Annotated in this window: 11 protein-coding genes; 3 read left to right on the top strand and 8 right to left on the bottom strand. The window is 60.9% G+C overall.

Features of this window, described 5'->3' with window-relative positions:
* Window positions 1–91: 91 nt before the first annotated feature.
* The 8 genes from ACT53S_RS09205 to ACT53S_RS09170 form a co-directional block, all read right to left on the bottom strand.
* Window positions 92–961, bottom strand: coding sequence for a hypothetical protein (locus ACT53S_RS09205; RefSeq protein WP_476066757.1), 870 nt, complete (start codon window positions 959–961; stop codon window positions 92–94).
* Window positions 962–1,037: 76 nt separating this feature from the next.
* Complete coding sequence (locus ACT53S_RS09200; RefSeq protein ID WP_476066756.1) at window positions 1,038–2,192, bottom strand: ABC transporter substrate-binding protein; 1,155 nt, start codon at window positions 2,190–2,192, stop codon at window positions 1,038–1,040.
* Between the two features lie 95 nt (window positions 2,193–2,287).
* Window positions 2,288–3,331: a zinc-dependent alcohol dehydrogenase family protein gene (locus tag ACT53S_RS09195; protein ID WP_476066755.1), complete on the bottom strand. Its 1,044-nt coding sequence runs from the start codon at window positions 3,329–3,331 to the stop codon at window positions 2,288–2,290.
* Between the two features lie 78 nt (window positions 3,332–3,409).
* Window positions 3,410–4,462 (bottom strand): ABC transporter ATP-binding protein, encoded by a 1,053-nt coding sequence (locus ACT53S_RS09190; RefSeq protein WP_142068139.1) that lies wholly within the window; start codon window positions 4,460–4,462, stop codon window positions 3,410–3,412.
* 12 nt (window positions 4,463–4,474) lie between these two features.
* Window positions 4,475–5,257 carry an ABC transporter permease gene (locus ACT53S_RS09185; RefSeq protein WP_113375448.1) on the bottom strand — a complete coding sequence of 261 codons (783 nt, stop codon included), beginning with the start codon at window positions 5,255–5,257 and terminating at the stop codon, window positions 4,475–4,477.
* The gene (locus ACT53S_RS09180) at window positions 5,254–6,144 is read right to left on the bottom strand and encodes an ABC transporter permease (protein WP_476066754.1); all 891 of its coding nucleotides are present in this window, start codon (window positions 6,142–6,144) and stop codon (window positions 5,254–5,256) included. The genes ACT53S_RS09185 and ACT53S_RS09180 overlap by 4 nt, the downstream gene beginning before the upstream one ends.
* Window positions 6,145–6,235: 91 nt before the next feature.
* Complete coding sequence (locus ACT53S_RS09175; protein WP_476067459.1) at window positions 6,236–7,294, bottom strand: ABC transporter substrate-binding protein; 1,059 nt, start codon at window positions 7,292–7,294, stop codon at window positions 6,236–6,238.
* Window positions 7,295–7,483: 189 nt separating this feature from the next.
* Window positions 7,484–8,356, bottom strand: coding sequence for a MurR/RpiR family transcriptional regulator (locus ACT53S_RS09170; RefSeq protein ID WP_113375451.1), 873 nt, complete (start codon window positions 8,354–8,356; stop codon window positions 7,484–7,486).
* Window positions 8,357–8,533: 177 nt separating this feature from the next.
* Between ACT53S_RS09170 and ACT53S_RS09165 the strand changes: the two genes are divergently transcribed.
* The 3 genes from ACT53S_RS09165 to ACT53S_RS09155 all read left to right on the top strand — a co-directional run bounded on the left by ACT53S_RS09165 (window position 8,534) and on the right by ACT53S_RS09155 (window position 12,444).
* Complete coding sequence (locus ACT53S_RS09165; protein WP_476066753.1) at window positions 8,534–9,313, top strand: N-formylglutamate amidohydrolase; 780 nt, start codon at window positions 8,534–8,536, stop codon at window positions 9,311–9,313.
* A gap of 110 nt (window positions 9,314–9,423) precedes the next feature.
* Window positions 9,424–10,974 (top strand): amino acid permease, encoded by a 1,551-nt coding sequence (locus ACT53S_RS09160; RefSeq protein WP_113375453.1) that lies wholly within the window; start codon window positions 9,424–9,426, stop codon window positions 10,972–10,974.
* A 99-nt stretch (window positions 10,975–11,073) separates the two neighbouring features.
* Complete coding sequence (locus ACT53S_RS09155; protein ID WP_476066752.1) at window positions 11,074–12,444, top strand: glutamine synthetase family protein; 1,371 nt, start codon at window positions 11,074–11,076, stop codon at window positions 12,442–12,444.
* Window positions 12,445–12,500: the final 56 nt, after the last annotated feature.

Here is a 12,500-nt window from a genome sequence, read left to right as displayed (position 1 = left end):
CTCTCTTTGCGGCCTCATCCTCCGCACAAACTCCTTCGCAAACCGATTCCAAATTCGGCAGTAAGTTATTGAGGCAGATTCCTAATTGTCTTCACGCCTCAAGCCTCAACAGGATCGCCGTCGTGTCGTCGCTCTGCTTGTAACGCGGATATTTCAACCCGTCCGGGTCGACCTCTCGCTCCATATGTCGCAACTCCGTGACCAGGGACCTCAGTCCGGCCGTTGCCGCGCGCTGCAACAGCGTGGCGGGATCGTAAAGCTTGTAGAGGGCGACAAGGTCGGCGAGGCCATCCGAGCAGAGGAGGGCGGTGGCGCCGCCGCCGTGGAGGGGCACGTCGACCATCACCAAGTGATCGGCTGCTTCCGGGACCACGCCGAAGGTCCAGGTGGCGCCGTCGGGTGTGTTTTGTCGCGCGCGGCCCTCTCGCAGGTTCGCCAAAGTTTCCGGATCGCTGGTTGCCATGTTTGCCGCGCCGATGCCGCCGACGCGCGCGATATGCTGGGCGGCTTGATGCTGTTCCCACTCATAGGCGCCGGGGATCGGAATGAGGAAATCCGACTGCCCGTTGTCATGCAGCATGTACATCGCGCTATCCCCGAGGCCGAACCAGCGGAGCGTGGATGTGGTCGCCTGCAATGCGCTCAGGCTGCAGAGCGGCCAGGCATAGCGCGGCTGGTCGCAGGCTGCGGCCGTGAAGGTGTCGCGCGCTTCCTCAGAGACCTGCCGGAGGACAGCCTTTGGATCTGCGCTGCCATCGAGGCGTTCGGCGAGGCGTCGAGCGGCGAACTCGGCCATCCAGGCGGCATCGGAGCCATAGCCCTCCATGAACTGCCGGTCGCCAAGGCCTGTCGCACCGTCGAGCACGAAAGCGGCATCGCGGTTATAGCTCAGCCGGTCCTCGTTCGGACGGGCCTCCTTGCCTGGGTCGGAAATGGTATCGATGATGGAAATCTTCGGCATGGGTATACGTCGCTCTGGCTTCACCGGCCCGAACGGCACGGCATCCGGCTTGGCCTATCACGCGAAGTCCTCGTCGTCAGCCGCCGGCGCTGCGAAAACGGTTCATGATCTCGGCACGGGCTGGATGGGTCAGAACCTCGGCAATGCCAAATTCCAATGGCGTGAGGCTCGCCTCGTCCGGATGGATGATCTTGTTGCTCAAGATGTCTTCCGGCAGGAATGATTTCACACGGCTGTCGACGATGGACCCACCATTGCAAAGATGCTCCTTGGCGGCCGTGTTCGGATGCATGAGGTGGTTGATCAATGCATGAGCTCCACGCGGATTGCGCGCCTTGGACGGAACTGCGAAATAGTCCGTCCAGATCTCGCCCCCGTCCGATCCCAGGCTGAAAGCGATATCGTCGCTGTCCTGGGTCAACTGGTAGGCGTCGTTGCTCCAGCACATGGTGAGCCAAGCTTCGCCCGCGCGCATGGCGGGCTGATAGTCGCTGTCGATCGAGTGGAGATGCGGCTTGACCTGCATGAGCAGGGCTTCCGCCGCTTCCAACTCATGCAGTTCGCAGGAGTTGAAGCTATAACCGAGGGCGACCAAAGCGTTGCCGATGGTCGTCAGTTGATAGTCGTGGGCAATCGTGCGGCCCGAAGCCTCATTCATGGCCGCATCGAAGAAGCCGCGCCAGCTCGATACGGGTGTAATCTTCCCGGTGTTGTAGGCCATGCCGGTGGTTCCGGCATTCTTCGGAACGGCATAATGCTCACCCTTGATGAGGGCGGGGGTGATGTAACGGTCGGCATGGGTGGATCTGTCGAAGTTCGGAATCTGCGACAGGTCGAGCTTCTGCAGCAGGCCACGCTCAACAAAGGGCGCCAGAGCATACTGGGTCGGGACGACGAGGTCCCAGCCACGGCCCAATTCGAGAGCGCGCATGATGCCTTCGTTCGATCCGATGATCGAAACATCGACTTCCACGCCGTAGATGCGGCTGAAATCTTCGAATGTTTGAGGATCATGGTAGTTTGGCCAGGTCGCGAGCGTGACCTTGCGCCCAAGTCCAGTGGTTTCGACCGCCCCGATCGGGCTTGCCGTCCCGTTCAGCATGAGATGGGCGGTGGCGAGTCCGGTAACTGCAAGAAAATGCCGGCGGCTGATGGAGCCGCGCTTCAGGCGCGTGAACTCGTCCATGAAGCCAGCGGGATCGATCTCGGGCGGCCACTTTTCCTTGCTCATGTTCTCTCCGTCCGTTCCGGAACCGGAGAGATTTGAGCATAAAGGCGTTAACGGGATTTCTCCGGCGGAACCGAAAAAGTCATGATCCCGGGGCCTCAGGTCATGCGGTCGATGATGCTGATTCCGTTTTCCGAAAACCGGTCCATGCCGGTGAGGGCGGGCACGGCTTCGGTGAGGGTGAGGCGTCGGCCGATCAGCCGGGAGGGGTCCATACTCCCGGACAGGATCATCTGCATCATCGCGTCATAGCGCCAGGACTGCATGCCGTGGCTGCCGTAGATTTCCAGTTCCTGCGAGATCACGCGGGCCATGGGTATGGCCGGCGTCGAATGCTCGCCCAGCATCAGGCCGACCTGCACATGGCGGCCGCGTCGACGCAGGTTGGTGATGGAATTGCAGCAGGTCTGCGGATGGCCGAGCGCGTCGACGGACACGTGAGCACCACCGTTGGTCACGTCCCGCACGGCTTCCACGGTGTCTTGTACCTGACGGCTGTTGATGACGGTGGTCGCGCCAAGGGCTTTGGCCAGTTCCAGTTTGTCGTCAGCGATGTCTATCGCCACGACATTGGCGCCGAGCGCCCTCCCGATCATGATCGCCGACAGGCCGACGCCGCCGCAGCCATGAACTGCGAGCCACTCGCCGCCCTTCAAGCGCCCCTGATCGACGACGGCGCGAAACGAGGTTGCGAAGCGGCAACCGAGGCCGGCGGCGGTTTCATAGGCGATTTCTTCCGGCAGGTGGACGAGATTCTGGTCGGCATAGTCGATCGCGACGTAGTCGGCGAATGAGCCCCAATGGGTGAAGCCCGGCTGGAACTGCTCCTCGCAGACCTGCTGGTTGCCGGAGCGGCATTCCTGACAATGACCGCAGCCCGAGACAAAGGGCACGGTGACCCGATCGCCCACTCTGAAGCGTTTCACATCGCGGCCGACGGCGGAGATGGTGCCGGCAAATTCATGGCCCGGCACGTGGGGAAGGCGAATGTCGGGATCATGGCCCATCCAGCCGTGCCAGTCGCTGCGGCAGAGGCCCGTCGCCTTGACCTCGATAACGACGCCACCCGGTGTCGGGGTCGGATCGGGAAGTGTGCGGATTTCCGGTGTCGCACCGAAGGCTTCGTAATACATGGCGCGCATGGGGTCCTCCTCATCAGACAAAAATGCCGCCCCGATGGGCGGCACTTCATCATGTTATCCGCTTTGTTCCGGTTTGCCTCAGTCAGCGAGCAGGATCAAGCCTGTCGGATCGATCTTGACGCCCACGGTCGAGCCCACGGTTGGCGGTGCTGCACCCGGATCGTTGAAGGTGTCGAAGGACAGCGTCTTGCCGCCGAGATTGATGCGTGTGCGGATGACGGAGCCGAGGAACTGGCTGGAGGTGACCTCTCCCTGAACCGTCGAGGCATCAGCTTCCGCAAGAGAACCTGCCTCGGGACGCATGGCGAGCTGGATCGTCGCGCCATTTGCCGACGGGATGGTTTCCTTGATGGCGATGGTCTTCTCACCGATCCGCACAAGGCCTGCCGTCTGATCTGTAACGACCGCATCGAGTACGTTCAGCGTGCCGACGAAGGAGGCGACGAAACGGGTGGTGGGGCGGTTGTAGATCTCGAAAGGCGTGCCAATCTGGTCTGCCTTGCCGGCATTCATGACGACGATACGGTCGGAGATGGACAAAGCCTCTTCCTGGTCATGGGTGACAAAGACCGTCGTGATGCCGAGTTGCTGCTGGATCTGGCGGATTTCCTCGCGCAGGGACACGCGGATCTTGGCATCCAGCGCCGACAGCGGCTCGTCGAGAAGCAGCACCTGCGGCTTCGGGGCAAGAGCACGGGCGAGCGCCACGCGCTGCTGCTGTCCGCCCGAGAGCTGGTAGGGGTAGCGCTCGGCGAGGTGATCGAGATGGATCAGAGCCAGCATTTCCTTGACGCGCTTGTCGATGTCGGCCTTGGGCATGCCTTTAATCTTCAGGCCGAAGGCGACGTTGTCGGCGACGCTCATATTGGGAAAGAGCGCATAGGCCTGGAAGACCATGCCGATGTTGCGCTGGTTCGGCTTCAGGCTCGTCTGGTCCTTTCCGGCGATCTCGATCGTGCCGCCGGAGGGGGTCTCAAAGCCCGCGATCATCCGTAGCACTGTGGTCTTGCCGCAGCCCGACGGTCCAAGGAAAGAGATGAACTCGCCCTTGTCGATCGCCATGTTGAAGTCGTGGACGACCTGGGTGGCGCCGAAGGATTTCTTGAGATGCGTGAGTTTCAGAAAGGTCATAAAAAGAAGTCCTCAAGCCTGGCGCGGGGCTGTTTTCTGGAGGCGGGAGACGAGCTGGATCAAACCGAGGCAACCCCAGGTGATGCCGAAGGCGATCACGGCAAGTGCGGCCGGCTCGTAGGCGCGGTTGGCGCCCAGCAACTGCATGTAGGGGCCGAAAGCCGGCTTGTTCAAAAGGGCGGCCATGGTGAACTCGCCGATGACGATGGCGAAGGTCAGGAAAGCCCCGGAGAGCACGGCGACCAGCACATTGGGCAGAATGATTTTCGAAATGATGGTGAACCAGCCGGCACCAAGGCTCTGGGCCGCTTCCGTCAGCGTGCCGATGTCGATGGTGCGAAGGCCGGTGTCGACCGCGCGATACATGTAGGGGAGTGCGAGCGTCGCATAGCCAAACATCAGCAGGATGTCGGTGCCGAAAGCGGAGCCCGTCAGCGGCAGCCAGCTCGAGGTGTTGTAGAGCCGGATATAGCCGAAGACTATGACGATGGCCGGGATGACCAGCGGCAGGAGCGTCACGAATTCAATATAGGGCCGCAGACGCGGCAGCTTGAGACGCACCCAATAGGCCGTCGGCACGATCAGGAAGATGCCGAACAGGATCGTCATCAGCGCCATCGTCACCGAATAGGTGAAGGTTTCCTGGAAGCGCGAATCCGCAAAGACCTTGGCATAGGCGTCGAAGGAATATTCACCGCGGCGCATCTTCAGCGAAAAATTGGTCATGCCGATCAGCGGCAGGAAGAAGTAGAGGAGGCCGAAAATCAGGGCCCCCCAGGCCCAGAACCGCTTCATTTCAACCACCTTTCGCTGCGGGCGCGCAGCCAAATGTAAAGAGCATTTGCAATGCCGGTGACGACGATCATGCCGAAGGCGAGCGCGTATCCGAGGTGGGGATTGCCCAGCACGTCGCCGCGGATCTGTGCAAAGAGCAGGATCGGGACGATGTTCAGCGACGAGCCGGTCAACGCGATCGCTGTGGCGACGGCGCCGAAGGCGTTGGCGAAGAGAAGGGCGATCGTGCCGAGGATTGACGGCAGCAGGATCGGGAAGGCGACCAGACGCCAGTACTGGAAATTCGTTGCGCCGAGGATCGAGGCGGCCTCGCGCCATTCGCGTTTCAACCCGTCCAGCGCCGGTGTGATGATGAGGATCATCAAGGGGATCTGGAAGAAAAGGTAGGTGACCGTCAATCCCCAGAAGGAGAGGATGTTGAAGCCGAGGGCGCGCAGATCGATGCCGAGCTGCGTCTTCAGGAAGATCGTGACGATGCCGAGAGGGCCGAGCGTCGCGAGAAAGGCGAAGGCGAGCGGCACACCGGCGAAGTTGGAGGCGACGCCCGAAAAGGTGAGGAGCGGCCCGCGCACCCATTGCGGCAGACCACCCAGAACGACGGCCGCTGCCACGGCAAAGCCGATCACGCAGCCGAGAAGGGCGGATGCTAGACTGATCTTGATGGAGATCCAGTAGGCCGAGAGGATCGACGGCGTGAAAAGACTGCCGATGTTCTCAAGCGTGAGCGTTCCGTCCGCTGTCTGGAAGGCGCCGATCACGATCTTCATCGTCGGCATGATGAGGAACAGGATCGTAAAAGCGGCAAAGGGGACGACCCCCAGCCAATGCAATGGAAGCCGAAAACGCTGTCGATCAGACGCTCCCGGACCAACCTCTAATGAAGACATGCTGTTGCCCCTCGTCCGCTTGTCCCGCAGACTCTATAGAATGCAAATGCCGCCCCGGTCGCAAGACCGGGACGGCATTTCGGTTCAGATATTACTGTACGTTGGCGCCGACGACGCTATCCCAGCCAGCCGTGACGGCTGCCTTGTTGGCATCGACTTCCTCGAGAGTCGGGAAGTAGGCCTTTTCGTAGGAAGCCGCCGGCGGCAGCTTGTCGAGCAGGGCCTGCGGGATCTTGCCGGCTTTCGACATGGCGTTGAAGCGGGCCGGGTGGCAGTAGCCGGCGAGCCATGCGGTCTGGCCTTCGTCGGAATAGAGGTATTCCATCCAGAGCTTGGCAGCGTTCGGGTGCGGCGCATAGGCCGAGATGCCCTGAACGTAGACACCGGCGAGAACGCCCGAAGCGGGAACGACGACTTCAACCGGCGGGTTACCGGCCAGTGTGTCCTTCCAGGACAGGGCGTTGTAGTCCCAGGCGACGACGATCGGGGTCGAGCCCTGGGCGAGCGTGCCCGACTTGCCGATGACCGGAACGAAGTTGCCGGCCTTGTTCAGTTCGGCGAAGTACTTCAGACCGGCTTCGCCGGCTTCTTTGCCTGCCTTGGCGCCGGAGGCGAGACCAGCGGCGAGAACGCCGAGGATGGCCTGGTTCGAGGCGCGCGGGTCACCGGCGAGTGCGACCTGACCGGCATATTCCGGCTTCAGAAGGTCGGCCCAGTCGGCCGGGGTGTTGGCGACAAGATCCTTGTTCACGATCATCGACATGACGCCGTAATAGTCGCCGTACCAGTAACCTTCGGCGTCCTTGATGTTCTCCGGAATTTCGTCCCAGGTGGAGACCTTGTAAGGCTGCAGCAGGCCTTCGGCCTTCATCTGCGGGCCGAAAGCCAGACCGACGTCGACAACGTCAGGAGCCTGCGGGCCCTTGTTGTCCTTGTTGGCCTTGACGGCTTCGACTTCGTCGGCCGAACCTGCATCCGGGTTCAGCTCGTTGACGGTGATCTCCGGATACTTCTTCTTGAAGCCGTCAATCACGGCGCCGTAACCACACCAGTCGTGCGGCAGGGCGATGGTGGTCAGCATGCCTTCCTTCTTGGCGGCTTCGATGAGCTCGGCGCTCGGCTCGGCGTAGGCAACGGCGGAGCTCGTCATGACGAGTGCGGTCGTCAGCGACAGGAATTTGCGAAGATTGGTGGTCACTGTGTTTCTCCTCTGAGGTTGGCAGCGATGGCGTTCACTTATGTGCCCATTGTTATGGTTATGTGACGGATATCATGGCCGGTTTCGATTGTTCCCCGTTTCGGCGCGCGATCCGGTAAAGGTCCTCCGTTGATGGTTGGCCTAGCGGGGTTTTCGAAACAGGCGCGCCTGCTCGAATAGCCCCTCAAGGGTGTTCATACGTTCGCGCGTCTCGTTCCAGGACGAGCTCTGCACGGCCTCAATCAAGGCTTCCACGACGAAGAGCGTCACGACCGAGCTGTCCCAGGCCGATGGTGCTTCGATATGGAGCTTGAAACAGTTGGCGGCATATTGCGCCACCGGTGACATCCACTGATCGGTAAAGACGATGATCTCCACGCCATTGGCGCGGGCCACTTCGGCCAGAGTCGTCAGGTCAGCCTCGTAGCGGCGGATGTCAAAGATGACGAGGACGTCACCCTTCTGCATGTTCAGCACATGTTGAGGCCAAGAGCTGGCATTGGACGACATCAGCGTCGTCTTCGGCCGGATGACCTGCATGTGGGTGAAAAAGTACTCTGCGAGCGCGCCCGTGATGCGGCCACCGACGAAATAGAGGCTTCGGTCGCGGTCTCCCAGAAGGCGCGCGGCGTCGTCGAAGGTCGCCGTCTTCAACTCTCCGAGCGAATCCCGCAGGTTCGACATGACCGCTTCTGCGAAGCGATTGAGGATGTGGCGGTTTGGCGCATTGGCGGCCCAGCGGTCGTGCTTGGCGATCGGATTGGAGATCGTGGCTTCGAGCTCCTGATGCAAATGCGCCTGGAATTCCGGATAGCCCTTGTAGCCCAATTTCTGAACCATCCGCGCGACGGTCGGGGTCGACACGCCGGCATTCTCGGCCACCGTGGTGATGCTGCCGAGCCCGGACACGGGATAGTTTTCCAGCAGGCTTTCAGCCAGCTGTCGCTCAGCACGCGTCAGCCCACTGAAATGGGCATGGATCACGTCCGATACGGTGTTGGACGCATTCAGCAAGGACCGAAGTCTCCCCTCAAGCCGATCTTTTGCCGGCTTTTCTGGGATTAAGCCTCGCTGTCACAATTGAGTCAACCGGCCATTGAAGAGAATTTTTCAGAATGGATTGACAGCCGGTCAACTGTGAAGAATTCTCTTCGTCAACAACAGCAGCCGTAAGGCGCGGGGGAAAACAGCATGCTCGTGCGGTCAGGAATCCTGACATCGGCGGACGGCGATGCCGTGGCCGTGGAAAACGTGAATGCCGACGGCGCGGTCGTGCTGGTGTGCGAGCATGCGTCTTCGCTTTTGCCGACGGCTGCCGGTACGCTGGGGCTTTCGAGCGAAGCCTTGTCGAGCCACATCGCCTGGGATCCGGGTGCCTTGGCTGTCTCGCGACTTTTGTCTGCCAAACTCGATGCGCTCTTAGTCCTTCAGCGGTTTTCCCGTTTGGTCTATGATTGCAATCGGCCGCCGGAATCGCCTGCCGCCATGCCGGAAAAGAGCGAGATCTACGAGATACCCGGTAACCGGGACCTGTCCGTCGCGGAGCGATACGCGCGGACCGCTGCGATTTATATTCCGTTTCACGATCGGATCAGCGCTGAACTTGCGAGCCGCGCTGCTGCGGGACGCCCCTCGGTTCTCGTGACCGTGCACAGCTTCACGCCCGTCTATTTCGGCAAGCCGCGTGCGGTTGAAATCGGCATCCTGCACGACACGGACACCCGTCTGGCCGACGCGATGCTGGATGGCGCCGCCAAGGCCGGGCGTTTCCGCGTGGAGCGCAATTCACCCTACGGCCCCGAGGATGGCGTGACCCATACTCTGCGCCTGCATGCCTTGCCCGCCGGTCATGCCAACGTCATGATCGAGGTGCGCAACGACCTAATTGCCAATTCCGTCGACCAGGAGGTCATGGCCGACTATCTCGCCGGGCTGATCGCAGATGCGGTCAGTTCTGTCGGGAGACAATAAAAGACGACCTCACGGGGAGCAGCCTTGCTGCGAATAACCGCCACAAAAACCGGCGGGCCAAATACGTGATCACCGCAATCCCGCGGGCGATCTTCACTTTGGGGGATGCCATGTCAGATTATACTGATACAGACAAGAAACAGGATCTCCATATCCTGCATTCCATGGGCTATGCGCAGGAACTGGAACGGCGCATGAGCTCGTTCTCGAACTTTGCCATTTCCTTCTCGATCATCTGCATCCTGTCCGGCGGGATCAACTCGCTCGGCCAGGCAACCTCGGGCGTTGGTGGTGCCGCCATTGGCATCGGCTGGCTCGTCGGCTGCGCCATTTCGGGGATCTTTGCGCTCGGTCTGGCGCAGATCGCTTCGTCCTACCCGACGGCCGGCGGTCTCTACCACTGGGCGTCGATCCTCGGCAATCGGTTCACCGGCTGGCTCGCCGCATGGCTCAACCTTCTCGGTCTCGTCACGGTTCTGGGCGCCATCAATGTTGGCACCTACTACTTCTTCTTCGGTGCCTTCGGTGCTTATTTTGGCCTCGAAGATACTCTGGTCGTCCGTGTCGCCTTCGTTGCCGTGATCACGGGCCTGCAGGCCCTCATCAACCACTTCGGCATCGGACTGACGGCGAAGCTCACCGACTTCTCGGGCTACCTGATCTTCGCGACCGCAATCCTGCTGACGATCGCCTGCCTCGTTGCTGCTCCGAGCTACGAGATCGGTCGTCTGTTCACCTTCGCCAACTACACCGGCACGGAAGGGGCAAGTGGCGTCTGGCCGAACCCGGTCTCGACCCTGATGGCCTTCGGTCTCGGCCTGTTGCTGCCGATCTATACGATCACAGGCTATGATGCTTCCGCCCATACCTCGGAAGAAACCATCAAGGCGTCGACCTCGGTGCCGCGTGGCATGATCTCGGCGGTCCTCTGGTCGTCGCTGTTCGGCTACATCATGCTGTGCTCTTTCGTTCTCATGATCCCGAACATGGACGATGCTGCAAAGCAGGGCTGGAACGTATTCTTCTGGGCGATGGACAGCCAGATGAACCCCGTCGTCGAGGAAATTCTCTACTTCCTCATCTTCGTGTCGCAGTTCCTCTGCGGCCTCGCCACCGTTACTTCGCTGTCGCGCATGATGTACGCGTTCTCGCGCGACAAGGGTCTGCCGGGTTCGTCGGCACTCGCCAAGGTCAGCCCGAAGCATCGCACGCCGGTGGCAGCGATCTGGGTCGGTTCGATCCTGTCGGTGCTCTTCGTCTGGTTCACGTCGGCGATCACCATTGCCGGCACACCTGCCTACTCGATCGTCGTGTCCTGCACCGTCATCTTCCTCTTCCTGTCCTTTGCTTTGCCGATCGCTCTCGGCATCGTGGCCATCGGGACGTCGAAATGGCCGAAGATGGGCGAATGGAACATGGGCGTCGGGACCTACAAGCTGGTCGCCGTGCTGACGATCATCGCCATGGCGCTGATCTTCTTCATCGGCATCCAGGCGCCGAACGACTGGGCACTGCCGATCACCGTCGGCTTCCTGGTCTTGACCGGGATCGTCTGGATCGTCTTCGAGAACAAGCGCTTCAAGGGCCCGCCGATCGGTGACGAAGTGGCCAAGCGCCAGGCCGAGATCGCCGCAGCCGAAAAGGCCGTGGGCCAGGTCTGATCGTCATCTCACGGGCCGGACAGGTTTCGGCCCGTGTTTCCTCTCCGATGCCGGCGCGCCCGGTATCCGTCTCATTTCATCTTTGTGCGGACCATAGTCATGACCACCACTTACACATTCGAAGACCTGAAAAAGGACGTCGCCGAAGGGCGCATCGACACGGTTCTGGCGTGTCAGGTGGACATGCAGGGCCGTTTGATGGGGAAACGCTTCCAGGCGGAGTATTTCGTCGAGAGCGCCTACAAGGAAACCCATAGCTGCAACTATCTGCTGGCGACCGACATGGAGATGGACACCGTGTCCGGTTACAAGGCGACCAGCTGGGAAAAGGGTTACGGCGACTACACGATGAAGCCGGATCTTTCGACCCTGCGTCGAATTCCCTGGCTTGAAGGCACGGCCCTCGTGCTATGTGACATGCTCGACCATGCGACCCATGCGGAAGTGCCGCATTCGCCGCGTGCGATCCTGAAGAAGCAGGTCGCCCGGCTCGAAGCCATGGGCATGAAGGCGTTCATGGCGACCGAACTCGAATTCTTCCTGTTCGACCAGACCTATGACGAGGCGCGGCTTTCGGGCTATCGCGACCTGAAGCTGGTCTCGGGTTACAACGAGGACTACCACATCTTCCAGACGACCAAGGAAGAGGATGTCATGCGGGCGATCCGCAAGGGCCTGCAGGGCGCCGGCATCCCGGTCGAAAACTCCAAGGGCGAGGCGTCTGCCGGCCAGGAAGAGATCAACGTCCGATACGCCGATGCACTTTCCATGGCCGACCGGCATGTGATCATCAAGAACGGCTGCAAGGAAATCGCCTGGTCCAAGGGCAAGGCCATCACCTTCCTTGCCAAGTGGCATTACAATGCCGCCGGTTCGTCCTCGCACATCCACCAGTCGCTCTGGTCCGCCGACGGCAAGACGCCGCTCTTCTTTGACGAAAACGGCAAATACGGCATGTCGGACACCATGAAGCACTACATGGCTGGGCTGCTCACCCACGCTTCGGAAATTACCTATTTCCTGGCGCCCTACATCAACTCCTACAAACGCTTCATGGCCGGCACCTTTGCGCCGACCAAGGCGATCTGGTCGAAGGACAATCGCACCGCCGGCTACCGTCTCTGCGGCGACGGCACGAAGGGCATCCGTGTCGAGTGCCGTGTCGGCGGCTCCGATCTTAATCCTTATCTCGCCATGGCCGCACTTCTCGCCGCGGGCATCGACGGGATCGAGAAGAAGATGGAACTCGAGCCCGCCTTCACCGGCGACGCCTACGGGGCGCAGGGTGTCCGCGAAATCCCGCGCACGCTGCGGGCGGCGACGGAAACGTTGAAGGATTCGGCCATGCTCAGGGCTGCATTCGGCGATGATGTGGTCGACCACTATGTTCGCGCTGCAGAGTGGGAGCAGGAGGAATATGATCGTCGCATCACCGACTGGGAGGTGGCACGCGGTTTCGAGCGGGCGTGACGAAAGGTGGCCTTGAGGCCGCCACGATCCCTCGCATATGGGTGTAAACATGGACA

The sequence above is a fragment of the Allorhizobium sp. DMC15 genome (assembly GCF_056314065.1).
This window is presented reverse-complemented; position numbering and strand designations above follow the sequence as displayed.